Annotated in this window: 24 protein-coding genes and 2 pseudogenes; 15 read left to right on the top strand and 11 right to left on the bottom strand. The window is 71.2% G+C overall.

Annotated elements, in window-relative coordinates; genetic code table 11:
* Positions 1-20: 20 nt before the first annotated feature.
* The 4 genes from ACLF6P_RS24265 to ACLF6P_RS24250 all read right to left on the bottom strand — a co-directional run bounded on the left by ACLF6P_RS24265 (position 21) and on the right by ACLF6P_RS24250 (position 2,449).
* Positions 21-431: a PTS-dependent dihydroxyacetone kinase phosphotransferase subunit DhaM gene (locus ACLF6P_RS24265; RefSeq protein WP_415952897.1), complete on the bottom strand. Its 411-nt coding sequence runs from the start codon at positions 429-431 to the stop codon at positions 21-23.
* Positions 428-1,075, bottom strand: a complete 648-nt coding sequence (dhaL, locus tag ACLF6P_RS24260) for a dihydroxyacetone kinase subunit DhaL (RefSeq protein ID WP_415952963.1) — start codon at positions 1,073-1,075, stop codon at positions 428-430. The genes ACLF6P_RS24265 and dhaL overlap by 4 nt, the downstream gene beginning before the upstream one ends.
* A 26-nt stretch (positions 1,076-1,101) precedes the next feature.
* On the bottom strand, positions 1,102-2,094 hold the full coding sequence (gene dhaK, locus ACLF6P_RS24255) for a dihydroxyacetone kinase subunit DhaK (protein WP_415952895.1): 993 nt from the start codon (positions 2,092-2,094) through the stop codon (positions 1,102-1,104).
* A gap of 124 nt (positions 2,095-2,218) precedes the next feature.
* Positions 2,219-2,449, bottom strand: a complete 231-nt coding sequence (locus tag ACLF6P_RS24250; protein WP_415952894.1) for a hypothetical protein — start codon at positions 2,447-2,449, stop codon at positions 2,219-2,221.
* A gap of 242 nt (positions 2,450-2,691) precedes the next feature.
* On the opposite strand from ACLF6P_RS24250, the gene ACLF6P_RS24245 reads away from it, so the two are divergent.
* From ACLF6P_RS24245 to ACLF6P_RS24230, 4 genes are all read left to right on the top strand, one after another.
* Positions 2,692-3,279: a Type-2Aa cytolytic delta-endotoxin gene (locus ACLF6P_RS24245; protein ID WP_415952892.1), complete on the top strand. Its 588-nt coding sequence runs from the start codon at positions 2,692-2,694 to the stop codon at positions 3,277-3,279.
* A 116-nt stretch (positions 3,280-3,395) separates the two neighbouring features.
* Positions 3,396-4,181 (top strand): 3-hydroxybutyrate dehydrogenase, encoded by a 786-nt coding sequence (locus ACLF6P_RS24240; protein WP_415952890.1) that lies wholly within the window; start codon positions 3,396-3,398, stop codon positions 4,179-4,181.
* Positions 4,182-4,425: 244 nt separating this feature from the next.
* A complete protein-coding gene (locus ACLF6P_RS24235; RefSeq protein ID WP_415952888.1) occupies positions 4,426-5,814 on the top strand; it encodes an MFS transporter in 1,389 nt (462 codons plus the stop codon).
* Positions 5,815-5,933: 119 nt separating this feature from the next.
* Positions 5,934-7,826, top strand: a complete 1,893-nt coding sequence (locus tag ACLF6P_RS24230) for a helix-turn-helix domain-containing protein (RefSeq protein WP_415952886.1) — start codon at positions 5,934-5,936, stop codon at positions 7,824-7,826.
* Between the two features lie 51 nt (positions 7,827-7,877).
* Here ACLF6P_RS24230 and ACLF6P_RS24225 read toward each other — a convergent pair whose 3' ends face one another.
* Positions 7,878-9,086 carry a thiolase family protein gene (locus ACLF6P_RS24225; RefSeq protein WP_415952884.1) on the bottom strand — a complete coding sequence of 403 codons (1,209 nt, stop codon included), beginning with the start codon at positions 9,084-9,086 and terminating at the stop codon, positions 7,878-7,880.
* A 216-nt stretch (positions 9,087-9,302) separates the two neighbouring features.
* Between ACLF6P_RS24225 and ACLF6P_RS24220 the strand changes: the two genes are divergently transcribed.
* Together ACLF6P_RS24220 and ACLF6P_RS24215 are read left to right on the top strand one after the other, a co-directional pair.
* Complete coding sequence (locus ACLF6P_RS24220) at positions 9,303-10,613, top strand: RNA polymerase sigma factor (RefSeq protein WP_415952882.1); 1,311 nt, start codon at positions 9,303-9,305, stop codon at positions 10,611-10,613.
* Between the two features lie 46 nt (positions 10,614-10,659).
* Complete coding sequence (locus tag ACLF6P_RS24215; RefSeq protein ID WP_415952962.1) at positions 10,660-12,159, top strand: helix-turn-helix domain-containing protein; 1,500 nt, start codon at positions 10,660-10,662, stop codon at positions 12,157-12,159.
* Positions 12,160-12,313: 154 nt separating this feature from the next.
* Here ACLF6P_RS24215 and ACLF6P_RS24210 read toward each other — a convergent pair.
* A pseudogene (locus ACLF6P_RS24210) lies at positions 12,314-12,721 on the bottom strand (lipase); the annotation flags it as partial.
* A gap of 3 nt (positions 12,722-12,724) precedes the next feature.
* A complete protein-coding gene (locus ACLF6P_RS24205; protein ID WP_415952881.1) occupies positions 12,725-13,357 on the bottom strand; it encodes a TetR/AcrR family transcriptional regulator in 633 nt (210 codons plus the stop codon).
* A gap of 91 nt (positions 13,358-13,448) precedes the next feature.
* Here ACLF6P_RS24205 and ACLF6P_RS24200 point away from each other — a divergent pair, with 91 nt between their 5' ends.
* The 3 genes from ACLF6P_RS24200 (at position 13,449) to ACLF6P_RS24190 (ending at position 15,790) form a co-directional block, all read left to right on the top strand.
* Positions 13,449-13,940 carry an FBP domain-containing protein gene (locus ACLF6P_RS24200; protein ID WP_415952879.1) on the top strand — a complete coding sequence of 164 codons (492 nt, stop codon included), beginning with the start codon at positions 13,449-13,451 and terminating at the stop codon, positions 13,938-13,940.
* 54 nt (positions 13,941-13,994) lie between these two features.
* On the top strand, positions 13,995-14,615 hold the full coding sequence (locus ACLF6P_RS24195; RefSeq protein ID WP_415952877.1) for an L-threonylcarbamoyladenylate synthase: 621 nt from the start codon (positions 13,995-13,997) through the stop codon (positions 14,613-14,615).
* Between the two features lie 137 nt (positions 14,616-14,752).
* A complete protein-coding gene (locus tag ACLF6P_RS24190) occupies positions 14,753-15,790 on the top strand; it encodes an isochorismatase family protein (RefSeq protein ID WP_415952875.1) in 1,038 nt (345 codons plus the stop codon).
* On the opposite strand, the gene ACLF6P_RS24185 is transcribed toward ACLF6P_RS24190, so the two are convergent.
* The 3 genes from ACLF6P_RS24185 to ACLF6P_RS24175 form a co-directional block, all read right to left on the bottom strand.
* Positions 15,780-16,184, bottom strand: coding sequence for a VOC family protein (locus ACLF6P_RS24185; RefSeq protein WP_415952873.1), 405 nt, complete (start codon positions 16,182-16,184; stop codon positions 15,780-15,782). The two genes, ACLF6P_RS24190 and ACLF6P_RS24185, sit on opposite strands and share 11 nt — an antisense overlap.
* Before the next feature lie 95 nt (positions 16,185-16,279).
* Positions 16,280-16,915 (bottom strand): response regulator, encoded by a 636-nt coding sequence (locus ACLF6P_RS24180; RefSeq protein WP_415952871.1) that lies wholly within the window; start codon positions 16,913-16,915, stop codon positions 16,280-16,282.
* Between the two features lie 66 nt (positions 16,916-16,981).
* Positions 16,982-18,223: a sensor histidine kinase gene (locus ACLF6P_RS24175; protein WP_415952869.1), complete on the bottom strand. Its 1,242-nt coding sequence runs from the start codon at positions 18,221-18,223 to the stop codon at positions 16,982-16,984.
* A 193-nt stretch (positions 18,224-18,416) separates the two neighbouring features.
* Between ACLF6P_RS24175 and ACLF6P_RS24170 the strand changes: the two genes are divergently transcribed.
* Both ACLF6P_RS24170 and ACLF6P_RS24165 read left to right on the top strand, forming a co-directional pair.
* Positions 18,417-19,526, top strand: a complete 1,110-nt coding sequence (locus ACLF6P_RS24170; protein ID WP_415952867.1) for an ABC transporter permease — start codon at positions 18,417-18,419, stop codon at positions 19,524-19,526.
* Positions 19,523-20,224: an ABC transporter ATP-binding protein gene (locus ACLF6P_RS24165; protein ID WP_415952866.1), complete on the top strand. Its 702-nt coding sequence runs from the start codon at positions 19,523-19,525 to the stop codon at positions 20,222-20,224. The genes ACLF6P_RS24170 and ACLF6P_RS24165 overlap by 4 nt, the downstream gene beginning before the upstream one ends.
* Before the next feature lie 47 nt (positions 20,225-20,271).
* On the opposite strand, the gene ACLF6P_RS24160 is transcribed toward ACLF6P_RS24165, so the two are convergent.
* Entirely contained in the window at positions 20,272-20,850 is a 579-nt protein-coding gene (locus tag ACLF6P_RS24160) for a TetR/AcrR family transcriptional regulator (RefSeq protein WP_415952864.1), read from the bottom strand.
* 125 nt (positions 20,851-20,975) lie between these two features.
* On the opposite strand from ACLF6P_RS24160, the gene ACLF6P_RS24155 reads away from it, so the two are divergent.
* The 4 genes and pseudogenes from ACLF6P_RS24155 (at position 20,976) to ACLF6P_RS24140 (ending at position 25,246) form a co-directional block, all read left to right on the top strand.
* A complete protein-coding gene (locus tag ACLF6P_RS24155) occupies positions 20,976-21,569 on the top strand; it encodes a dihydrofolate reductase family protein (RefSeq protein ID WP_415952863.1) in 594 nt (197 codons plus the stop codon).
* A gap of 595 nt (positions 21,570-22,164) precedes the next feature.
* Positions 22,165-23,046 (top strand): annotated as a pseudogene (locus ACLF6P_RS24150) (chitosanase); the annotation flags it as partial.
* Positions 23,047-23,323: 277 nt separating this feature from the next.
* Positions 23,324-23,764, top strand: coding sequence for a TolB-like translocation protein (locus ACLF6P_RS24145; protein ID WP_415952861.1), 441 nt, complete (start codon positions 23,324-23,326; stop codon positions 23,762-23,764).
* A 183-nt stretch (positions 23,765-23,947) separates the two neighbouring features.
* Positions 23,948-25,246, top strand: coding sequence for a YncE family protein (locus ACLF6P_RS24140; RefSeq protein WP_415952860.1), 1,299 nt, complete (start codon positions 23,948-23,950; stop codon positions 25,244-25,246).
* The last annotated feature ends 48 nt before the right edge of the window (positions 25,247-25,294 follow it).

The raw sequence follows: 25,294 nt of genomic DNA, 5'->3' as shown, positions 1-25,294 counted from the left end.
CGCAGCCGTCCGGCTCACCGTCACTCCTTGCGATACGCATAGGCCTCCCGCGCCGCGGCCTGGACCGCATCGAGATCCGCACCGGCCGAGGCCGTCACCACCGCGGCCACCGCGCCCTCCACGAGCGGGGCGTCGACCAGCCGTGAGCCGGGCGGGAGTTCGTCCTCGTCGGCGAGCAGTGTCTTCACCGTGAGGACCGCACTGCCCAGGTCGACAAGCAGGGCGACCCCGGCGCCCCGGTCCACCGAACGGGCCGCCGCAGCGATCAGATCGGCACTCGTGCCGAGGCCGCCGTCCGGCGTGCCGCCCGCCGCCGCGACCGGCGCGCAGGCATCGGGGCCCGCGAGGCCGCGGGCGAGATCCGCGACGGCGGTGGCGACCGGCCCGCTGTGCGAGACGAGGACGATACCGACCGGTCCCTCGTCACTCACCGCGCGCCGCCTTCCCCGCCCGCAGCGGTCTCGGCGAGCGCGGCGAACAACAGAGCCGAGGACGTCGCCCCCGGGTCCTGGTGCCCGATGCTGCGCTCGCCCAGATAACTTGCCCTGCCTTTGCGGGCGATCAGCGGAATCGTCGCCTCGGCCCCGCGCGCGCCCGCCTCGGCGGCGGCCGCGCAGGCAGCGGGCAGTTCGGCACCGGAGCCGGACGAGGCCGCCAGCTCGGCGACCGCCGGATCGAGGGCGTCCACCATCGTCTTGTCCCCGGGCGCGGCCCCGCCCAGTTTCTCCACCGCCTCGACGCCCGCGCGCAGCGCATCGGCGAACTGTCCGGCCGAGACCTCCGCCGCCTCGCCCAGTTCCTTGCCGGTACGGCGCAGCAGCGTCCCGTACAGCGGTCCGGAGGCTCCGCCCACGGTGGAGATCAACTGCCGCCCCGCCAGCACAAGCACCGCTCCCGGGGTTTCAGGCGTCTCGCTCCCCAGCACGGAGGCGACCGCGGTGAAACCGCGGCGCAGGTTGGTGCCGTGGTCGGCATCGCCGATGGGCGAGTCGAGATCGGTCAGCCGCGCCGCCTCGCGGTCGACGGCAGCGGCGGTCGTCGTCATCCAGCGGCGGAAGAACTCGGCGTCGAGCACAGGGCCTCCAGTCGGATCGGTGCGGTTCAGATGCCCCAGCGCAGGGCCGGTGTACGCACGGGCGCGTCCCACAGCCCGAGGAGCTCCTCGTCGATTTGGCAGAGCGTCACCGAGGCGCCGGCCATGTCGAGCGAGGTCACATAGTTGCCCACGAGCACCCGTGCCACGGCGACATCACGTGCCGCGAGCACGCGGCTGACCTCGGCGTGGAAGCCGTACAGTTCGAGCAGCGGTGTGGCCCCCATGCCGTTGACCAGGAGCAGCACAGGGTCGCGCGGGTGCAGGTCGTCGAGGATCGCGTCCACGGCGAACTCCGCGATCTCCCCGGAGGTCATCATGGGACGCCGCTCACGGCCCGGCTCGCCGTGGATGCCGATCCCCAGTTCCAGCTCTCCGGCGGGCAGCTCGAAGGTCGGGCTGCCCTTGGCCGGTGTGGAACAGGCGCTGAGCGCGACCCCGAAACTGCGCGAGTTCTCGTTCACCCGCCGGGCGATCGCCTCCACCCGCTCCAGTGGCATGCCTCCCTCGGCGGCCGCGCCCGCGAGCTTCTCCACGAACAGCGTCGCCCCCGTGCCGCGGCGCCCCGCCGTGTACAGGCTGTCGGTGACCGCCACATCGTCGTTGACGAGGACCTTGGCGACCTGGATGCCCTCGTCCTCGGCGAGTTCGGCGGCCATGTCGAAGTTCATGACATCGCCCGTGTAGTTCTTGACGATGAACAGCACCCCCTGTCCGCTGTCCACCGCGGCCGCCGCCCGTACCATCTGGTCCGGCACCGGGGACGTGAACACCTCGCCGGGACATGCCGCCGAGAGCATGCCCGGCCCCACGAACCCGCCGTGCAACGGCTCATGACCGCTGCCACCGCCCGAGACCAGGCCGACCTTCCCGGCGACCGGCGCGTCCCGGCGTACGATCACCCGCCGCTCGACGTCGACCGTCAGCTCCGGATGGGCCGCGGCCATGCCACGCAGCCCGTCCGCGACCACCGTCTCCGGCACATTGATGAGCATCTTCATACCTCGGCACGCCTCCGTAGGTCGGGTGATCGCCTCCGCGTCCGGTCTGCGCCCAGTATCGGCCAGTCACCGGGTCAGGTCACGGCGTACGCGGCACCCGCGAGCCGCCGCGCCGCCCGCGCACTCAGGCAGGCGAATCCACCGGAAGCCGCGGACACACCTGGTGCACCAGCTCGAACAACCGGCGCTCATTGCCCGCGAGTCCGGCCGCGGCGAGCGCCTGGTCCGCCTCCGCCATCGGCGGCGCGAGCACCGTGATCGCCAGGGGCCCGCTTCGCGACTCCTCAAGCGCGGCGCGCGCGGTCTGGAGAAGACGGATGTAGGCCTGCGCCGCGACGAGTTCCAGCTCGGTCATCTCAACTGCCCTTTCGCACAAGGTCTCGGACCAACGATCAGCTGGTCTCGGACCGACCAGTCTTGCGTACGCCACTGACAACGCCCCGCGACCTGCGCACTCGCCCCGTTGTCCAGCACCCGGGCGGCCGATGGGCCGACGGCGCCGGACCGCCATACTGAGCGCTCCCGAAGGTCACTCGGGTGGGCGCGACGGACCTCAGGCACAAGTGGATCTCAGGCACAAGTGACAAGGAGCCAGCCATGAGCGAGCACAGCAGCACCCCTGCCCCGTCCGGATACCGGGTCGTCCACCGGACCGAAGCCTCCGGCGCCGTCCCCCTCAAGGAGATCGAGGCCGCCTTCGCCGAGGCGCTGGCCGCACCGCGCGCCGAGGTGTTCGGGCGCGTGCAGCGGGCGGCGCGCGCCCTGCCCGGCAGCCGGGTCGTCCGGGTGATACCGGGCTTCGGGCTGCGGGAGAACGCGCCCGCCCACGTCGTGGTCCTCACCCTCAAGGAAGGCGTCCGGCAGGCTCTCGTCGACACCTTCACCCACGACGGCTTCTGGGCGGATGTCGAATCCGCCCTGACGGACCTCGTCACCGGCCTTCGCGGCCAGGAGGACGCCGCCCATCTGCGGTTCCTCGACGGCGGGCCCGACTCCACCGCGTACACCTGCGCACTCCTGTTCGCCCTGCAGGACGAGGAGACCGAAGGCGCCCTGTACGCGGTCTCCTTCTGCGTCCACATCGAGGTGGCCCTGCCCAGGGAGCAGGTGCTCGCCCTGACCCCGCAGGACACGGCCCCGTTCGCGATCCGCCTCGACGCGGTGAGCGTGCGCCGCGAGGTCTGAACGCACCGGAGAACCACCGACCGGCCAGGCGTTGGGGCCCAGCCACATAATCCTTCCCTCATCTGTGGCCGCATGACACATGGGCCGGACGACGGTGTTTCTCTACCGTTCCGGCCATGACAAGCCAACTTCCGGGTCCGGCCGCAGCAACCGCCGCCGTGCACCTCACGGGCCGCAGCGCCCTGGTGACCGGCGGCGGCAGCGGCATCGGGCGGGCCTGCGCACTGGCCCTCGCCGAGGCCGGAGCCCTGGTCCATGTCGTGGACCGCGATGCCGAATCGGCCAAGGAGACCGCCGGCGCGACCGGCGGGACCGCCCACGCCCTCGACCTCACCGACAGCACTTCATTCAACGCGCTGCCCGGCGCGATCGACATCCTGGTCAACTGCGCAGGACTCCAGCACGTCGCCCCCATCGAAGAACTCGCCCCGGAACGCTTCGAACTGCTGCAGAAGATCATGGTCACTGCACCGTTCCGGCTGATCCAGCACTGCCTTCCCCATATGTACGCACAGGGCTGGGGCCGGCTCGTGCACATTTCGAGCCTGCACGGCCTGCGGGCGAGCGCGTTCAAATCCGCTTACGTCAGCGCCAAACACGGCCTTGAAGGCCTCAGCAAGGTGGCCGCACTCGAAGGCGCCGCCCACGGCGTCACCAGCAACTGCGTCAACCCCGGCTATGTCCGTACCCCGCTCGTGGAGGGCCAGATCACGGCGCAGGCCGAGGCCCACGGCATCGACCCCGAGGCCGTCCTCGGGCAGGTCCTGCTCGAACGCTCGGCGATCAAGCGCCTGATCGAACCCGGGGAGGTGGCCGCCGCGGTGCTCTGGCTCTGCGGCCCGCACACCGGCTTCGTCACCGGCACCTCGCTGCCCGTGGACGGCGGCTGGAGCGCCAACTAGGGCGTGTTGCGAATGTCGCTTCTGCCCCGCGACGCCCGGCACGCCCTAGCGGGTCCGGCGGCCTGACCGGCCGGACACCCCCAGCCCTCCGGGCACACCCCCAGCCCTCCGGGCACACCTCGGCACTCCGCGAGCCACCCCGCGTCCCCCGCGATCCGCCGCACGCCCGCCATAGTCATGCACCCCCGTCCCGTCCCGTCCCCGTCCCCGTCCCCGCACAGCCGACCGAAACGGTGGCCTCACCATGACCAGAGCCAGCTCAGCCCCGCCCACGCCCGGTTCGATCCGGCGGATCGTCGCCGCGAGCCTCGTCGGCACCACCATCGAGTGGTACGACTTCTTCCTCTACGGATCCGCCGCGGCCCTGGTGTTCAACACCCTGTTCTTCCCCGACAGCGACCCGCTCGTGGGCACCCTGCTCTCCTTCCTCACCTACGCGGTCGGATTCGCCGCCCGCCCGCTCGGCGGCATCGTGTTCGGGCACTTCGGCGACCGGATCGGCCGCAAGAAGCTTCTGGTGATCAGCCTCCTGATGATGGGCGGCGCCACCTTCGCCATGGGCCTGCTGCCCACGCACGCAACCATCGGGGTCGGCGCCCCGATCCTGCTCACCCTGCTGCGGCTGATCCAGGGCTTCGCGCTCGGCGGCGAATGGGGTGGCGCGGTCCTCATCGTCTCCGAGCACGGCGGGGCGAAACGGCGCGGATTCTGGGCCTCCTGGCCGCAGGCAGGCGCCCCTGGCGGCAATCTGCTCGCCACCGGTGTACTCGCGCTGCTCGCCGCCGTGCAGTCGGAGGCCGCCTTCCAGGCCTGGGGCTGGCGCATCCCGTTCCTGCTCTCCGGCGTCCTCGTCGTCATCGGCCTGTGGATCCGGGTCTCCGTCTCCGAGTCGCCGGTCTTCCTCGCCGCGCAGGCGAAGGCAGCCGCCCGTACCGAGGCCGCAGCCCGCACCGGCAAGGTTGCCAAGGAGGAGATGCCGGTCGTCCAGGTGTTCCGGCGCAACTGGCGCGAGGTGCTCGCCGCGATCGGCACCCGCTTCGGCGAGAACATCTCGTACTACGTCCTGACGGCCTTCCTGCTCGTCTACATCACCGTCCACCTGGAGCTGCCGAAGAGCACCGCCCTGAACGCTGTCCTGATCGCCTCGGCCGTGCACTTCGTGACCATCCCGCTGTGGGGCGCGCTCTCCGACCGCATCGGCCGCCGCCCCGTGAGCCTGATCGGCGCCGTCGGTATGGCGGTGTGGGCCTTCGCCTTCTTCGCACTGATCGACACCGAGTCCTTCGCGGTGATCACCCTCGCGGTGACCGTGGGGCTGTTGCTGCACGGCGCGATGTACGGGCCGCAGGCCGCGTTCATCTCCGAGATGTTCGACACCGAGGTCCGCTACTCCGGCGCGTCCATGGGCTCGCAGCTCGCCTCCATCATCGGCGGCGCCCTCGCCCCCATCATCGCCGTGGAGCTGCTGAAGGACTACGGCTCGTCCACACCCGTGGCCCTGTACCTGGCGTTCGCGGCACTGGTCACGGCCGTCACGGTGTGGATCGCCAAGGAGACCCGCGGCCGTGACCTGGCCCAGGACAGCGAACCCGAGCCGAGCGCCCCGAAGGTGACCGCGCCGGTGGGCGGCTGACCGCCCGCGCCGGACCGCACCCGCACCCGACCGCACCCCACAGTCGGCCTGACCGGTCCCGCCGTGCCCTCACGGCGGGACCTCCCGTCCACTCGTACGGAAACCGTATGCTCCCCACCATGAACGCCCCCGGCGACACCCCCCTGAGCTGCGGGGCAGCCACGCGCCGCCTCCTCGACCTGCTCGCCGAGGGCGCCGGCGCCGAGGAGTTCGCCCGGCCCGCCGCCCAGGCCCGCCGGGGCGGCGCGAGCGCCGTCGAACTGGCCGAGCTCACCGAGGCCACCGAGGTCGCCCTGCGCATCCACCGCACGCTGGTTCAGCACCGCCGCCGCGAAGCCGAGCTGACCGCGCTGTTCGACACCGCGGGCGACCTCGCGGCGCTGCGCAATCTCGACGCCGTCCTGCGCGCCATCGTGCACCGCGCACGCCTGCTCCTCGGCACGGATGTCGCCTATCTGTCGCTCAACGACGAGGCCGCAGGCGATACGTACATGCGCGTCACCGACGGCTCGGTGTCCGCCGCTTTCCAGCAGGTGCGGCTCGGCATGGGCGAAGGGCTCGGCGGGCTCGTCGCCCACACGGCACGCCCCTACGCGACCGGGGACTACCACGACGACCCGCGCTTCAAGCACACCCGCACCATCGACGGCGCGGTACGCGAGGAGGGCCTGCACGCGATCCTCGGCGTGCCGTTGATGCTGGGGTCGACGGTCCTCGGAGTGCTGTACGCCTCCGACCGCTCGCCCCGTACCTTCACCCCGCAGGAGGTCAACCTCCTGTCCTCGCTTGCCGACCACGCTGCCATCGCCATCGACAGCGCCCGCCTCCTCGAGGAGACCCGCGCCGCGCTCGACGACCTGAACGCCGCGTCCGCGACGATCCGCGCCCACAGCGCCGCGATGCGCCGCGCCGAGGAGGCACACGACCAGCTCACCGACCTCGTGCTGCGCGGCGGCGGCGCCGACGAGGTCGCCGCGGCGCTGGCCGCTCTCCTCGACGGCCACATCGTTCTGCACGATGCCGACGGCGCCGAACTCGCCGCCACCACGGACCGGTCCGGCAGCCTGCCGCCGCCCGATGTCACCGCATCCCGTACCCGCGGACGCGCCGTGCAGCACGACGGCGTCTGGGTCTGTGCGGTGCTCGCGGGGCCCGAACTCCTCGGCTCCCTCGCCCTCACCGGCCGCGCCGATCTCTCCGATGCCGACCGGCTCCTGTTCGAACGCGCCGCCGTCGTCACGGCCCTGCTGCTGTTGCTGCGCCGCTCGGTCGCCCAGGCGGAGGAACGCGTACGCGGGGAACTCCTCAGCGATCTGCTCTCCGCCACCGGCGATCCCTCCGCACTGACCGCCCGCGCCCGCCGCCTCGGCGTCCTGCTGGCCCGGCCGCACTCCGTGTTCGTGCTGCACGCCGAGTCCGCACCCCGCCACCGCCTGCTCGCCGCGGGCGCGCGCCTCGCACAGGGCGGACTCGCCGGCATCCACCACGAGCAGGTGGTTCTGGTCCTGCCCGGCGACCGGCCGGGACCACGCGCCCGCACCCTGGCCGAACTCCTCGGCCGGAGTCTCGGCACTCCGGTGACCGTCGGCGCCGCGGGCCCCGCCCCGGGCCCGGCCGCGCTCGCGGCCGCGCACACGGAGGCGGCCCGCTGTCTGTCCGCGCTGCGCGCCCTCGGCCACACCGGCCGGGGGTCCGCGCTCGCCGAGCTCGGCTTCCTGGGCGTACTCCTCGGCGACCAGGCCGATCTGCCGGGATACGTCGAGCGGACGCTCGGCCCGCTGCTCGCGTACGACGACAAGCGCGGCACCGCGCTCGTCGCCACCCTCGACGCCTACTTCACCCAGGGCGCCAGCCTCACCCGTACCAAGGACGCCCTGCACGTCCATGTGAACACGGTGGTGCAGCGCCTCGAACGCATCGGCCGCCTCGTCGGCGAGGACTGGAACACCCCGGCCCGCGCCCTGGAGTTCCAGCTCGCCCTGCAACTGCACCGCCTCGGCGACCGGCCCTGACTGCCTGCCGGGTACCGCCCGGTGCGGAGCCGACGGCAGAGCACCCAGGCCTCAGCGTTCGAGTACCAGAGCCAGCCCCTGCCCCACCCCGATGCACAGGGTCGCCACCCCGACGCCCGAGCCGCGCCGCGCCAGCTGATGGGCCACGGTTCCGGCGAGCCGCGCACCGGAGGCCCCGAGAGGATGGCCGAGCGCGATCGCGCCGCCCTGCGGGTTGAGCACGGCCGGGTCGAACTCCGGCCACTCGGCGACACAGCCGAGCACCTGCGCGGCGAAGGCCTCGTTCAGCTCCAGCGTGTCAAGGTCCGCGAACGTACGCCCGGCCCTGGCGAGCGCCCGCTCCACCGCCGGGACCGGTGCGAGCCCGAAGTACTGCGGATCGACCGCCGTCACACCGGTCGCCGAGATCCGCGCCAGCGGCTCACGCCCCGTGGCCCGCAACCCCTCCTCGTCACACAGCAGCAGCGCCGCCGCGCCATCGTTGAGCGGCGAGGCGTTCCCGGCCGTGACCGTCCCGCCCTCCTTGCGGAAGGACGGCTTCAGCCCCGCCAGCGCCTGAGCCGAGGCGTTCTCCCGTACGCATTCATCCTTGACGTACGCGACCGGCTCGCCCTTGCGCTGCGGCACCGGCACGGGCACCACCTCGGCCTCGAACAGACCGTTCTTCCACGCGGCCGAAGCCTTCTCGTGCGAGGCCAGCGCGAAAGCGTCCTGCTGCTCGCGGGTGATCCGGTGCTTGTCCGCGATCAGCTCCGCGGACTCGCCGAGCGGAATCGTCCACTCCGGAGCCATCCGTGGATTCACCATCCGCCAGCCGAGCGTCGTCGAGAACATCTCCGTGTGCCCGGCCGGGAAGGCCCGGTCGCTCTTCGGCAGGACATAAGGCGCACGCGTCATCGATTCGACGCCTCCCGCGAGCGCGATGGAGGCATCGCCGAGCGCGATCGCCCGGGCGGCCTGGATCACCGCCTCCAGACCGGAGGCACACAGCCGATTGACCGTGACCCCGGGCACCGAAGTCGGCAGGCCGGCGAGCAGCGCGGCCATCCGGGCCACGTTCCGGTTCTCCTCACCGGCGCCGTTGGCATTGCCGAAGTACACATCGTCGATCCGCGCGGGATCCAACTCGGGGGAGCGGTCCAGGAGTTCCCGTACCGCGTGCGCGGCCAGATCATCGGGCCGGACGCCGGCGAGCGCCCCGTTGTAGCGCCCCACCGGCGTCCGGACGGCGTCCACGATGTAGACATCCCGCGTACTCATGCCTTGCTCCCCACTCCGTATCCGATGACGACCGGGGCGCCGCGCACGACCAGCGCCTGATCGACCGGGCCCCCGGCGCAGTCTCCATCAGGAGCGGGATTTCCGGTACCGCACCGAGGGCCGCGGATACGGGACCGGCTCCGGATGCCGGCCCGAGCGGCCACTGAACCGTTCGCGTCCGCCGCTTTGCTGCGTACCCTGCGCACTGCGCGGATCATGCTTGCCCCGCCCGGACACGGGTGTTGGGATGGGCGCGTGACAGCGCAGAAGAACGAGACGGCCGCCGCCGTCGAGGCCGTGTTCCGGATGGAGTCCGCACGCATCATCGCCACCGTCACCCGGGTGGTACGCGATGTCGGCATGGCGGAGGAACTCGCGCAGGACGCGCTGATCAGCGCCCTCGAACAGTGGCCGCGCGAAGGCGTTCCCGACAATCCGGCCGGCTGGCTGATGACGGCCGCCCGCCGCAAGGCCATCGATCTCGTGCGCCGCAAGGAGACCTACGCCCGCAAACTCGCCGAGGTCGGCCGCAGCCTCGAGGACGTACCGCCGCCGGAGCCCGCCGACCCCGATGACATCGACGACGACCTGCTGCGCCTGATCTTCACCGCCTGCCACCCCGTGCTCTCCGCGAAGGCCCGGATCGCCCTGACCCTGCGCCTGATCGGCGGCCTCACCACCGAGGAGATCGCGCGCGCCCTGCTCACCACCGAGGCCACGGTCGCCCAGCGCATCGTGCGCGCCAAACGCACCCTGGCCAAGGCCGACGTGCCCTACGAGGTACCAGCGGCGGAGGAACGCCCGGCCCGCCTCGCCTCCGTCCTCGAAGTCATCTACCTGATTTTCAACGAGGGCTACAGCGCCACGGCGGGCGAGGACCTGCTGCGGCCCGCGCTCTGCGAGGACGGGCTGCGCATCGCCCGCGTCCTCGCCGCCCTGATGCCCGCCGAACCCGAGGCGCACGGGCTCGCGGCCCTTCTCGAGTTCCAGGCCTCCCGGCTCCCCGCCCGCACCGGCCCCGACGGCGCGCCGGTGCTCCTCGCCGACCAGAACCGCACCCGATGGAACCGGCTGCTGATCCGCCGCGGCGTCGAGGCCATGCAGCGCGCCGGGACCGGCCCCTACTCCGTGCAGGCCGCGATCGCCATGTGCCACGCACAGGCCCTGCGCTACGAGGACACCGACTGGCAGTCGATCGCCGCGCTCTACGGCCGGCTCGCCGCACTGACCTCGTCGGCGGTGGTGGAGCTCAACCGCGCGGTGGCCGTCTCGATGGCCGAGGGCCCCGCCCAGGCCCTGAAACTGGTCGACGCGCTGGCCGACGAGGAAGCCCTCAACGGCTACCACCTGCTGCCGAGCGTACGAGGCGACCTTCTCGAGCGCCTCGGCCGCACCGACGAGGCACGCACGGAGTTCGAGTGTGCCGCGTCCCTGACCCGCAACGCCCGCGAACGCGAGCTGCTCCTGACACGCGCCCGTGACCTGGGCGTTGTGCGCACGGAAGCTGCCGAGGGACCCGACCTATAGTTGCCAGGTGCACGCCGCAGCAGACCCGCCCAGCGAAGGAGGCGCCGTGACGGACTTCGACGCGATCGACGCACTCCTGGCATCGGTACAGGAAGAGGCCGCCCTGCCCCCGGCCGCAGAACGCAGGCGGCTGCGCGAGGCCCTGGGCCTGTCCCGTCCACAGGTGGCGGAGGTGCTCGGCGTATCGGCGTCGACGGTCGGCGGGTGGGAGTCCGGGCGCGATCCGAGCGGGGAGATCCGTACCAAGTACGCGTACCTCCTGGAGCGCGTCCGGACGAAACTCGCGGGGGAGTCCCCGGACCCCGAGACCTCGGGGGACACGTCCGCACCGGTTGCCCCCGGCAGTACGAGCGCACCATCCGTCGCCGAGCCGACCACGGACGGGGGAGCGGCCCTCGCGGACCCGGCTCCGTGTGTCCTGTGCGGCGGCCCGGCCCGCCACCAGGTCGAAGGCTTCCCCCAGCACCTGGACGCGGCGGACTGCCGAAGCACACGGCGCGCCCCCGAGGAAGGCGCCGGTGCGACGGCGCCTCCCACCGGACCCACCCCCACGAAGATCGTCCCCGCCGGCCGCCGCGCCAGGGAGGCCGACACCCCCGACCTGATCGCCCGCGCCGTCGAGTCCGCCCTCGACACCCACGGCGGCGACCTCGACGCTGCGACCGCCGCCCTCGTCAGGCGCGCCATCCCCGACGCCATGGCGCTCCTCGCCGAGACCCGCAAGGGCGCCCGTTACCAGGTCATCGCCCACCCGCCGCTGCCGGACGTGCTGCGCCGCAAGAGTGCCAGGGGCCCGGACGACATCTGGGAGGCGCGCCCCAACTGGACCCGCCCCGAACTCCCGGCGGGCCGCCACGAGGTGACCGCCCTCGACATCAACGGCGCCTATCTCTCCGCCCTGAAGACCCACCTGCCGATCGGCGCGCTCGAACACTCGACGGGCGACGTCCACGACCGCCGCCGCGCCGGCGTGCACCTCATCACCCCGCCCACCTGGGAACTCGAACACCTGCTGCCCAACCCCATCGGCAACCGCGAGGAGTCCGGCGAACTGTGGGTGACCGAGCCGACGCTGCGCCTGCTGCTCCGGCTCTCCGCCGACCCGTACGGACTGTGCGCGCCACCCGTGATCCACGAGTCCTGGACGTCGGGCGCCACGGAAGGACTCCTGGAGAAGTTCCGTATCGCGCTCAAGGACGCCCGGGACCGCGCGATCGCCGAGGACGACACGGTCACTCTCGAATACGTCAAGGCGATGTACTCGAAGTTCGTCTCGACGATGGGCGAGTCCAACTACAACCGGGACCTGTACCGCAGCGACTGGATGCACCTCATCCGCTCGCAGGCCTTCGCCAATCTCTGGATGAAGGCGTACCGCTGTTTCGACGAAGGCCTCGTCGTGGTCCGTGCGATGGGCACCGACGAACTCCACGTGGCCGGCGACTGGCGGCAACTCTTCACCGAGGGCCGCGCGGTCACCGAGGTGAAGGTGAAGGACGTCTACACCCTCGGCGACGAGCCGCACGACCTCCCTGCCGACGCCTGAACCCGCCGCCGACCGGCCCCCCACCGGCACCGGCGGCCATACACCCGCCGGCCGCGGCACCAACCGCTCCGGACAGCACGCCCTAGCGGTCCGCGAACACCCCGCCGAAGGCGAGCTTCGCGAACCTTTCACCCATCCGCCGGTGCTAGATCGGCCGGCATGTCCCGCATCGTCCGCGCGGTGAACGGATCGGAGTGTGCTCGGCGGCCCCGCTCGCCATGTCGATGTTCAGCCTGCTGCCGCCCTGCACGCTCGCCTGCCCGGCCGGTTCGCCGTCGACGAGCAGGTCGTAGCGCCCGTCGGGACGCGGCGGGCCGCCCATGTACACGCGTTTCGTCGGCAGCGTGTCGAGTTCGAGCGCGGTGGCACGGGTCCGTACGGCGATCCGTACGCCCGAAGGCTGGGACTCGGCCATCGCGAGCTGTCCGTCGGTGACCTGCGCCGGCGCCCGGGCGGGCAGCCGGTGCGGCAGCACACCGCGGTCGGTGGTCCCGAGTTCCGCCGCGCCGCGTACGAGTGCGGGGGTGAGCGGGGTGGTGATCCAGCCGCCTGTGCCGTTCATGGGTCAGACCTCTTCGTTCTCGACTGCGCTCTCGTGGTTCCCGGGTGCACTCCCGTCCCGGGGCAGGCTCTCGACGGACCAGGCGCGCAGCATCGTGTCCAGGGCGTCGACGATGCGCAGCCAGGACACCGAGGCATCCGGGGAGCTGTGGCTGAAGCCGCCGCTCAGTTCCAGGCTCACGTAGCCGTGGAAGACCGAGCCGAGGAGCCGTACGGCATGGGTCTGCTCCGGCTCGGCCAGCTCATAGCCCCGCAGCAGCGCCCGCATCATCTGCGCGTGCCGCATGCCCGCACTGGCCGCGGCGTCCTCGGGACTCAGGCGCAGCTGGGCGGCGGCATAGCGGCCGGGGTGTTCGCGCGCGTAGTCGCGGTATACCTCCGCGAAGGCCGCGAGCGCGTCCCGGCCCGAGCGGCCCGCGAGCGCTTCCGCGGCGCGGTCGGCCATCTCCTCCAGGGCGAGCAGCGCGATCCGGGTCTTGAGGTCCTGCGAGTTCCTCACATGCGAATAGAGGCTCGCGACCTTCACGCCGAAGCGCCGCGCGAGCGCGGACACGGTCACGTGCTCGAAGCCGACCTCGTCGGCGAGCTCGGCCCCGGCCTGTGTCAGCCGCTGCGGTGTCAGTCCCGCACGTGCCATCCCTGCGCCTCCTCGATCGGCCCTGCTCACTCGCTGCCCTACAATCAATAATCATTTGCCTAAAGCTTTTAGGCAAATTACCGTCGCCGACATGAACCCCCTGACCGAACAAGAGATCCGCGCCGCCTTCGTGAACTGCACGAAAGGTGAGGCCAAACGCATGCACGTCCCCCGCGACCTGGCCGAGCGCCCCTGGGCCGACCTCGACTACGTGGGCTGGCGCGACCCGCAGGCCCCCGACCGCGCCTACCTCGTGACCGAGGTGGACGGCCGGCCGCAGGGCGTCGCCCTGCGCGCCAACCCCCGCCGTCCCGGACACGCGCGCGTCAGTATGTGCTCGATCTGCCTCACCACCAAGGACGGCGGAGTCTCGCTGATGGTGGCCCCGAAGGCCGGCAAGGCGGGCAAGGAGGGGAACTCGGTCGGCGTCTACGTGTGCACCGACCTCGACTGCTCCCTCTACACCCGCGGCCTCAAGCAGGCCAGCGCCACGATGCGGATGCACGAGACGCTGACCGTTCAGGAGAAGATCGCCCGCACGGCCGCCAATGTCGAAGCCTTCCTGACGAAGGTCACGCACTGACCCGGCCGACGCGTGAGCGCGCCCCGGGAAGCCGTCGCCTTCTAGACTCGCCGGATGGCAACGTACTTCGACGTCCATCCGGAGAACCCGCAGCGGCGCACCATCACCACGGTGGCCGACCGTATCCGCGAGGGCGCGCTCATCGCGTATCCGACCGACTCCTGCTACGCCCTCGGCTGCCAGCTCGGCAACCGTGACGGCATCGCCCGGATCCGCAGCATCCGCCGGCTCGACGACCGGCACCACTTCACGCTCGTCTGCCAGGACTTCGCCCAGCTCGGCCAGTTCGTGCACATCGACAACGACGTGTTCCGCGCCATCAAGGCGGCCACACCTGGCAGTTACACCTTCATCCTGCCCGCCACCCGCGAGGTGCCGCGGCAGCTGATGCACCCGAAGAAGAAGACCGTCGGCGTCCGCATCCCCGACCACGTCACCACCCAGGCCCTCCTCGAAGAGCTCGGCGAGCCCCTCCTCTCCAGCACCCTGCTGCTGCCCGACGAGGACGAACCGCTCACCCAGGGCTGGGAGATCAAGGAGCGACTCGACCACGTCGTCGACGCGGTCCTCGACTCGGGCGACTGCGGCACCGAACCCACCACGGTGATCGACTTCTCCGGCGGCGAGGCCGAGATCGTACGGCGCGGGGCCGGCGACACGTCCCGGTTCGAATAGCCGACCCAACCGCCACGAGCCCGGCTCCCCGGCACGCGCCGGGGCCGCAGGCTTGCGGCCCCGGCGCGGACGGCCATGTCCGAAGGTGACAGTCGGTCGTCATTGCCGCCATCCGATCACCGGGCGAGGATCGGGCCATGCCCCTCAAGCACCGAGTCGTCATCGCGGTCTTCCCCGATGTCGACCTCCTCGATGTCACGGGCCCGGCCGAGGTCTTCGCGCTCGCGAACAACGAGACCGGCGGCCGTGCCGGATACGAGGTCGCCCTCGCCGGACCGGCCGCCGGTCAGGTGCGTACCTCCGCAGGCGTACGGATCCACGCCGACCTCGCCTTCGACGAGGTCACCGGACCACTCGACACCCTGCTCGTACCGGGCGCGGTGGGGATGACCGCCGACGGCGGCGCGGTGGCACTCGTCGATCCGGACATCGTGGCCTGGATCGAATGGATCGAACGGATCGCACCCCGGACCCGGCGGGTCGCCTCGGTATGCGTGGGCGCGCATCTCCTCGCGGCCGCAGGCCTCCTGGACGGCAGGACGGCCACCACCCACTGGTCCACCGCGGCCCAGCTCGCCGCCGAACACCCCCAGGTCACCGTCGACCCGGACCCCGCGCTCGGCGACTCGATCCTCGTGCTCATCGACTTCCAGAACACCTACCGCTCCGGCGTCATGGAGCTCGAAGGCGCCGAGGAGACTCTCGCGGCAGGCGGCCGCCTCCTCGGACACGCCCGCGCCGCCGGAACACCCGTGGTGCATGTGATGAACGACGGCGGCGAGGGCACCCCGTACGACATACGCGCGCAGATCGGCGCCATCAGCGACGAGGTGGCCCCCGCCGAAGGCAAGGCCGTCGTCGTCAAGGGCTTCCCGAACTCCTTCCACCGGACGGAACTCACCGAGGTCCTCACGAAGCTGGGCGCCGCGCCGGACAGCGGAAAGAACCTGGTCCTCGCCGGTTTCATGACGTACATGTGCGTCAACTACACGGCCCAGGGCGCCTTCAACCTCGGCTACCGGCCCACGGTCGTCGCGGAGGCCACCGCCACCCGCACTCTCATGGCGCCCGACGGCACGGTCGTCGCGGCCGCCGAGCTGCAGGCCGCCGCACTCACCACGATCACCGACCTGTTCGGGACGGTGGCGCCGACCGTGGACGCGCTCATTCGCTGATGTTCACCATCCACGGAACCCCGAACCGGTCGGTGCACATGCCGAAGACATCGCCCCACACCTGCTTCTCCAGGGGCACGGTGACCGTGCCATCGGCGGACAACTTCTCCCAGTAGCCCCGCAGTTCGTCGGAGTCGTCGCCGCTGAGGCTCACCGAGTAGTTCGCACCGGACTGCTTCGGCATATCGGGATGCTGGTCGGCCCCCATGAGCGTGTAACCGCTCGGGGTCTCCAGCATCCCGTGCATGATCTTGTCGGCCACCGGGGTGCCCACCATGCCGGCTTCCCCGTAGGTGTGCAGCGCCAGCGTGCCGCCGAAGGCCTGCTGGTAGAACTCCATGGCCGCACGGCAGTCGCCGTCGAAGCCGAGATACGGGTTGAGGCGGGAACTCATGGAACGCTCCTGAGGTCGTGGAGTACCCCCTGGGGTCGCGGCCGACCCTTTCCTCACCGTAGTCCCGCGTCAGGGGCACCGCCCGTCCTCCACGCTCAGCGGCGGATGAGCCCCAGCTCGGTGGCGGCCGCGACCGCGGCGGTACGCGAATCGACGCCGAGCTTCGCGTACACCCGCGCCAGATGGGACTTCACGGTCCCTTCGGTGAGGTGGAGCCGCCGCCCGATCGCCAGATTCGACAGCCCTTCGGCGACCAGACCGAGCACCTCCGTCTCGCGTCGCGTGAGCTGCGTCGCCGGGGTGCGCAGCCGGTTCATCAGCCGGTCGGCGACCGCGGGCGCCAGGATGGTCCGCCCGGCGGCCGCGGTCCGCACCGCGGCCGCCAAGTCCTCCGGCGGGGCGTCCTTGAGGAGATAGCCGGTGGCACCGGCCTCGATGGCGGGCAGGGTGTCCGCATCGGAGTCATAGGTCGTGACGACCAGAACCCGGGGCGCGCCGGGCCGCGCCGTGATCAGTGCGGTGGCCTCGGCACCGCCCATGCCCCTGCCGAACTGCAGATCCATCAGGACCACGTCGACGTCGCCCGCCGCCGCCCGCTCGACGGCGTCCTCGGCCGTCGCCGCCTCCGCGACGACGGCGAGCCCCGGCTCGGTCTCCAGCACGGCACGCAGCCCCGCCCGTACGACCGGATGGTCGTCGGCGAGCAGCAGACGGATGGGCAGGCCGGTCACGGGCACACCTCACGATCGGTCACGAACACACCTTGCGGGTCGGTCACGGGCGCATCCGGCAGTCGCTCACGGGCTCACCTCATGGCCATGCTCGGCCGATCCGTGAGGCTCGGGCGGTACGCAGGGCAGCCGCGCCGCCAGCGTGGTCCCGCGACCGGGCGCGGAGGTGATGGTGAGCGTGCCGCCGAGCGCATGCATCCGGGCCCGCATCGCCGCGAGCCCGAAACCTCCCGTCTCCGGATCAGGAACGGGCAGATCATCGGGGGAGAAGCCGCACCCGTCGTCCACGATCTCGAGCACTGCCGCGCCGTCCACGCAGCTCAGCGTCATGTCGAGGTACGAGGCCCCGGCATGCCGCACCGTGTTGGCGACCGCCGACTGGGCGACCCGCAGCAGCGCCACCTCGTGCGCCGTCGGCAGCGGCGCGGGCGGCGCATCGCCGCTGAGGCGGAAACGCGCCGTGAGATTCTCGCGGGCGGTCGTCGTGGCGCACAGCCGCTCCAGCGCCCCTGCCAGATTCGTGCCGTCGAGCGCGGGCGGGGCGAGCGCGGCGACGAAACGCCGGGCCTCCGCCAGATTGTCGACGGCCGCCAGCCGCGCCTGGCCGACATGGCGGGCCGCGTTCTGAGGCGCCTGCGGCAGCGAACGCTCGGCGGCCCTCAGCAGTAGCTGAATACTGGACAGACCCTGCGCGAGCGTGTCGTGGATCTCGCGCGCGAGCCGCTCCCGCTCCGCCGCGACACCTTCGGCGTGCTGCGCGGCGGCCAGCCCGGCGCGGGCGGCGGTCAGCTCCTCGATCAACCTGCGGCGCTCCTCGCTCTCCCGGTACAGCGCCTGATAGCCCCACACCACGGCCACCGCGACTGCCGCACCCAGCGCCGGACCGATCGCCATCGCCACATCGAACGACCCGCGGTGTGCGGCGAACCCCCCGATCGCCACGAGCGCGGTGACGCACACGGAGGTGAGCCCGGCCCGCCGCGGCAGCAGATGCAGCTGCAGGAAGTACAGCGGGAACGCCACCCACACCCCGTCCGGCGTCAGCGCAAGCAGTACGAGCCATACGAGGCCCACGCACACCAGCCACCACGCGGCAGCCGTACGGGAGCGCCGCACCCGCGGCGCCAGTGTCCCCGCCGCGTACACCAGCGCGCACAGCGCGGCCACGGCGAGGGTCGGCCCGGCGTACGTGCGGCCGTCGGCCACGGCCCGCAGCGCGGCGAGTGCGAGAAGGCCGACGAACAGCAGATGCAGACACCAGGTCAGGGCCCGGGAGGTGGGAGTGAGGGGAAGAGCGGCGGCGTTCACAGTCCTTCCAGCCTAAGAGGACGTACGCGGTCCGGCCTCCATCGAAAGTTACAAGCTCGCCTGCACCTTCCGGACCGTGAAGTCACGCCCCTCGCCAGATGTCCGCGCACCCGGCAGCGACAAGGCTGGAAGCACAACGGTTCCACCGCCGGAACCACCACGGATTCCACCGCCGGAAGGGGCAGGCAAGAGCGTGTTCGTCGCCTGGAGAGACCTGAAGTTCGCCAAGGGGCGTTTCGCCCTGATGGGCGCGGTCATCGTGCTGATCACCCTGCTCGTCGGGCTGCTCTCCGGTCTGACCGCGGGCCTCGGGCGGCAGAACATCTCCGCCGTCACCGGACTTCCCGCCGACCGTATCGCCTTCGGCGCGCCCGGCGGCCAGGACCTGTCGTACTCCGACTCCGCCATCACCGCCGCACAGCTGAGGCAGTGGTCCGCGGCCCCGGGCGTCACGAACGCCGAGCCGCTCGGCATCACCACCACCAAGGCGAGTGCCGAAGGCAGGAGCACCGGAGTCTCCGCGTTCGGCGTCCGCCCCGGCTCCTTCCTGGCCCCCGCCGGCGACAGGATCGACGACCGCAGGGCCGTCCTCTCCACCGCCGCCGCAGAGGAACTGGACCTGCGGCCGGGCGACACCTTCCTGCTCGCAGGAGCGGAACTGAAGGTTGCCGCTGTGCAGGGCGAGGCGTTCTTCAGCCACACCCCCGTGATCTGGACCGCCCTGGACACCTGGCAGCGCATCGCACCACCCACCACCGGCACGGGCACGGGCGCGCGGGCAGGCGGTGAGCCCCCCATCGCGACGGTCATCGTCCTGAACACCGGACCGGACACCGACCTCGCAGCCACCGACCGGAGGGCGGGCACCCGCACCGTCACCAAGGACGACTCGCTGTCCGCGATCGGCTCCTACACCTCCGAGAACGGCTCGCTGCAGCTGATGCGCGGATTCCTGTTCGCCATCTCGGCCCTCGTCATCGGCGCCTTCTTCACCGTCTGGACCATCCAGCGCAGCGGCGATGTCGCGGTCCTCAAGGCGCTCGGCGCCTCCACCGCGAACCTCCTCAAGGACGCACTCGGCCAGGCCCTCGTCCTGCTCACCGTCGGCACGGCCGTCGGCACCGCCCTCGCGGCTGCCGCGGGCGCCCTGCTCGCCGGGACGGACGTGCCCTTCGTCCTCGACCCGGCCACGGTGCTGCTCCCCGCCGCCGTGATGATCGCCCTGGGTGCGCTCGGGGCAGCCCTGTCCATCCGCCGCATCACCTCCGTCGACCCGCTGACCGCCCTGGGGAGCGCCCGATGAGCATCGCCCTGACCGACATCACCCTCACCTACCCCGACGGCGATTCCCGGCTGACCGCCCTCGACCACGTCAGCCTGACCGTCCCAGGGGGACGCCTCGTCGCGGTCGTGGGCCCCTCCGGCTCCGGCAAGTCGAGCCTGCTCGCCGTCGCCGCCACCCTGATCACGCCCGACCACGGCACCGTCACCATCGACGGCACCAGCACATCGGGCCTGAGGCGCCGCGAACTCACCGAACTGCGCCGTAGGAAGACCGGCATCGTCTTCCAGCAGCCCAACCTGCTGCCGTCGCTCACCGCCGCCGAACAGCTCCAGGTCATGGCCCACCTCGACGGCCGCCGTCCCGCCGCCGCCCGCGCCCGGGCCCTCGAACTCCTCGACTCCGTCGGCCTTGCGGCCGAGGCCGGCCGTCGACCGCACCAGCTCTCCGGCGGCCAGCGCCAGCGCGTCAACATCGCGCGCGCCCTCATGAACGACCCCACCGTCCTCCTGGTCGACGAGCCCACCAGCGCCCTCGACCACGAACGCGGCGCCTCGGTCATCGACCTGATCACCGGCCTGACCCGCAGCCGCGGCACGGCCACCCTCCTGGTCACCCACGACCGTACGCACCTGAACACCGCCGACGAGATCGTCGAGGTGCACGACGGGCGGGTGGCCGAGCGGACGCAGGGCGGGCAGGCCGGCGCGCTGCCTTGATGAGCGGCCGTCGACCGGCCCATGGCCGCGCATGGCGCAGGTCGGGGTCATGACCCGTGCGGGAGCATCCGCTCGACCATCGACTCGATCAGGTTCTCCGCCTCGTACCGCGAGAGAAGTTCGGGCACGGTCAGGTCGTCGACGATGAGGCCGAGCATGGCGAGATAGAGCAGTACGACGCTGATCCGGTCGCCGGGCAGGCCCGCATCCAGATGGAAGCTGATGTTGCCGTCGAGTTGGGCGGCGAAGAACCGGGTCAGCTCTGTGTGCAGTTCGGGGCGGCGGGTGGCCTCGAGGCGCAGTTCCATCAGCGCGAGCCAGCTGCTGCGATCGGCCCGCATCCGGCCGAGCAGCTGCTTGAGGAGCGTGGCGACCAGCTCGGGGGAGGGCTGCTCGCTCATCGTGACGGCCACCTCGGACGGATCCGGGGTCAGCCGCTCCTGGATCCGCGTCATCGCCTGGGCCAGCAGATCGGCCCGGTTCGTGAAGTAGTTGGTGGTCGTCCCCTTGGGCACCCCGGCCTCGGTGTCCACCGCGCGCAGCGTCAGACCGCGTGAGCCGTCCCGGGCGAGGACCTCGATGGCGCCGTCGAGGAGGGCGGTACGGCGGGCCGTGTTCTGGCGCATCGAAGGTTCCTTTCCGAAGAACATTGACACCACTGCACATGCAGTACTACGTTCTAACCACTGCAACCAGAGTACATCACTTACTCCGGCACTGGCAGACACCGTTCCGGATCCGAGGAGTTCGTATGCGCAAGCTCGTCTACTTCATCGCCTCCACCCTCGACGGTCAGATCGCCGGGCCCGACGGCTCCGACCCCACCAGTGGCCCCGACGCGTTCTGGCCCGTCGGCGAGGACTACCTGGAACACCTGGTGGCCGAGTTCCCCGAAACCCTGCCCGCCCCCGCCAGAGAAGCCCTCGGCATCACCGCAGCAGGTACCCGTTTCGACACCGCACTCGAAGGCCGCCGCACGTACCGGAACGGCCTCGATGCGGGCCTCGCCAACGCCTACCCCCACCTGCGGCACTTCGTCTTCTCCCGCACCCTCACCGAGAGCCCCGACCCCGGCGTCGAACTCGTCGCCACCGACCCCGTGGACACCGTGCGCAAGCTGAAGGAGCAGGAGGGCAAGGACATCTGGCTGCTCGGCGGCGGTGAATTGGCCGGCGCGCTCTACGAGGAGATCGACCAGCTGATCCTCAAACTCGCGCCGCTCGCCGTCGGCTCGGGCACCCCCCTGTTCGGCACCCGAAGGCCGTTCGCCCCCACCCACTTCGCCCTCACAGACAGCACGATCCTGCCGAGCGGCACCGCATTCCTCACGTACGCGAGGAAGTGAGCGCGGCCGCGAGGGGTGCCGGGGCATCCCGCAGCACGCACCCCCGCTTCGCCTGCCCCGCATTCCAAGATCCCGCACCGGCCTGTGCGCCCAATCCACTGCGCCCAGCCGAAACCGATCAGCGAGCTTCGGGGCGGCCGACCGTGGCGCGCCGATTGCTCATCACGTTCCTCGCCGCCGTCATGACCGCCCTCGCGGTGATGGCACCGGCCGCGGCGGACAACCATCCCTGAAGCCGCCGCCCTGCCTCGTCGCGGGCGGCGCCTCCCCCGCGTTCGCCGAAGCCGGCCGACTGGTGAAATTCACCTGGTCGGAGGCTGTTCGTGCCCGCCAATCGGGCGATTCACCACCCTCGTTCGGCGAACGTGTCCGTGCCGCGCCCCGACACCCCAATAGATTCCCCTGGCTTCACACGTCTTGCGGAGCAGCCGATGCCGCCAATGGAAAGGAAACGTTCCTATCAATCAAGGGCGGTAGGGACAACCGGGGTTCCGCACCTCACCACCCACGGTTCCGCACAGCCATGCAGCCCCCGAACTCCCTGCCGGGTGCTGCGTCTTCGCATGCCCGACCAGACGGGAAACCGGAGAAGCACATGCCACTCCCCACTCCGGGACGGCCCCCCTCGCCGTCCGGATCGCGGCACCTCAGCACCAGGACCCGCCGACGCCGCCCCACCGGCCACCGGCGCCGCAGCAGGACCGGCATCAGGACCGCCCTCGCCCTGCTGCTCGCCGCCGTCCCCGCGGTGATATTCCTGAACTCCGGCCAGGCGGCGGCACCTTCCGGGCTCGACGACCCGGTCAAGAAGGAGATCGCCATGCAGCTGGTCTCCAGTGCCGAGAACTCCTCCCTCGAATGGCAGGAGCAGTACGACTACATCGAGGACATCGGCGACGGCCGCGGCTACACCGCCGGCATCGTCGGCTTCTGCTCGGGCACCCACGACATACTCGAACTCGTCGAGTACTACACCGACCAGGTGCCGGACAACCCGCTCGCCGAGTATCTGCCCGCCCTGCGCGAGGTCGACGGCTCCGATTCGCACGAGGGCCTCGACCCCGGCTTCACCGAGGCCTGGAAGCAGGCGGCGCGGACCCGCGCCTTCCAGGCCGCACAGGAGCACGAACGCGACCGCGTCTACTTCGACCCGTCCGTCGCCCGCGCCAAGAGCGACGACCTCCGGGAACTCGGCCAGTTCGTCTACTACGACGCCATGGTCATGCACGGTGAGTCCGGCTTCGACTCGATCCGCGCCGCGGCCCGCGCGGACGCCGACACACCCGCCGAAGCCGGCGACGAGACCGAATACCTGCACGCGTTCCTCGACGCCCGGGTCGAGGAGATGAAGAAGGAGGCCGCCCACGAGGACACCAGCCGTGTCGACACCGCACAGCGTGTGTTCCTGGACGACGGCAACCTCGGCCTGGACACCCCGCTGTCCTGGCACGTGTACGGCGACCCCTTCGAGATCACCGAGGACCCCACCCCGTCCGACCCGGACCCCTCACCGGGTGATCCGGGTGACGGGGACGGGGACGGGGACGGGTCGAGATATCCACCGACCGCAGCAACTGGACCCGCCTCGCCACCGAGACCGCGGGCGACGGAGACACCGACGAGTGGACCGGCCTGCACGGCGAGGGCCGCCACCTGCCTGGACGGTGTTCGTCAGCGGCGACTCGTACGCGGGCAACTCCTTCTCCACCCGCAGCGGCATCCTCGACACACGGACCGGCTACCTGATCAAGAACGTGGAAACCCTGCAGCTCACCCTTGACGGCAGGCGCCACAGCGCGGCCGATGTGAACTACTGGGGCATCACGTTCGCCCACGACGACAACCGCTTCGACGCCACCGTCTCGACCCGCGGCAAGACTTATCTGGTCAAGGGCGAGATGAAGACCTGGACGGCCCGCACCCTGCGCGAGATCGTCGAATGCCCCTCGCTTTCCCCCGACGGCACCCGCGTCGCCTACAAGAAGCGCGTGCGTGAAGGCACTTCGGACCCCTGGCGCCTGCATGTCCTCGACCTGGACACGATGCGGGACACCCCGCTCGCCGAAACCCGCAGCGTGGACGACCAGGCGGCCTGGCTCGACGACCACACGCTCGCCTACGCCCTGCCGAGCCGCAGCGGCGGCTCCACGGACCTCTGGTCCTCGCCCGCGGACGGCTCGGGCACCCCGCGCTGATCGCCCGCGACGCGTCCTCACCGACCATGAATCGGCCATGAACCCAGCTGTCATCCGGCCATGTACCGCCCCCGGCATCTTCCCGCCCCCAAGCCATTGTGGATGTTACCGGCGGTTGTTACCGTCCCGTACGCCATCGGGGGTGGCATGCGCATGACGTCATACGAGGCCGCTGGAGGACCGATGCCGAGCCGTGGGAACCGTCAGAAAAACCTGTCCGGAACGCAAGCCCGGCCGCGCGCAGCGGTACGCGGACGGCGGGTCGCACTGCTCGCGGCGGGCGCACTGCTGCTCACCGCCGCCGCGGGCGGCACCTCCCACGCCGAGGCCGAGGACGAACTGCGCGAGGTGATGTTCGTCGGCAACAACTGGGACGGCACCGCCGACGTCATCGAACCCGGCGGCGACCTGGCAGGGATCGGCCGGATCAACGTCATCCCGGACAAGAAGGAGCGGCTGCGCGAGATCTACCTCAACCCCGTCAGGCTCGCCTTCTTCCTCGGTATCCGCCAGGGCCCGGGGGAGGGGCACGACCAGTTCGTCGACGACATGTACGCCACCCCCGACGGCTCGGCCATGGTGGTCTCCCGCCCCAGCTTCGCCGACGTGGTCTCCCTCGACCTGACGACCGGGAGGATTAACTGGCGCTTCCCCGTCTCCGGATACCGCTCCGACCACATGGCCGTCTCGCCGGACGGCACCCGTGTGGCCGTCTCCGCATCCCTCTCCAACACCGTGCACGTCCTGGACATCGACACCGGCGACGAGCTCGGATCCTTCCGCACCGGCGACAAACCGCACGAGAACGTGTTCACCGACGAAGGCCGCTACCTGTGGAACATGTCCATCGGCGAGGTCAACACCGCCCTGGACGCCCCCTGGCTGGACTGGACGAAGGGCGACCGGAAGATCACGGTGGTCGACGCGGCCACCTTCCGCACGGTCAAGGTGATCGATATGCGCGAACGCCTCGACGCCTTCGGCCGGGGGGACCTCTCCGACGCGATCCGGCCGGTCGCCTTCAGCCCGGACGAGTCGAAGATGTACTTCCAGGTGTCCTTCTTCAACGGCTTCGTGGAGTACGACGTGGCCACCGACCAGGTCACCCGCGTCAAGGAACTCCCCAAGAATCCGGACACCAGCGAGGACCGCACGACCTGGGTGAACGACTCACGCCACCACGGCATGGCGATGAGCCCGGACGGCAGCAAACTGTGCGTCGCCGGAACCATGGACGACTACGCCACCGTCGTGGACCGCACCACCCTCGAACCGGGCCCGCTCGTGCCCGCGGCGAAGCCGTACTGGGCGACGGTCAGCGGTGACGGCAAGCAGTGCATCATCTCCGAGAGCGGCGCGGACGCGGTCACCGCCATCGACTTCGCCACCGGCCGCAGGACGGCCACCGTCAAGGTCGGCGACCACCCCCAGCGCGTACGCCTCGCCCACATCCCCGCCGACTGGACGGGCCCGACCGGCTGATCACCGACCACGGCCGGGTTTGCTGGCCGGCAGCACGAGAGAGGTGTC

Source organism: Streptomyces lothianensis (assembly GCF_047779955.1).
GTDB lineage: Bacteria > Actinomycetota > Actinomycetes > Streptomycetales > Streptomycetaceae > Streptomyces.
Note: the sequence above shows the minus strand (reverse complement) of the source record. Positions and strands in the feature narration are given on the sequence as shown.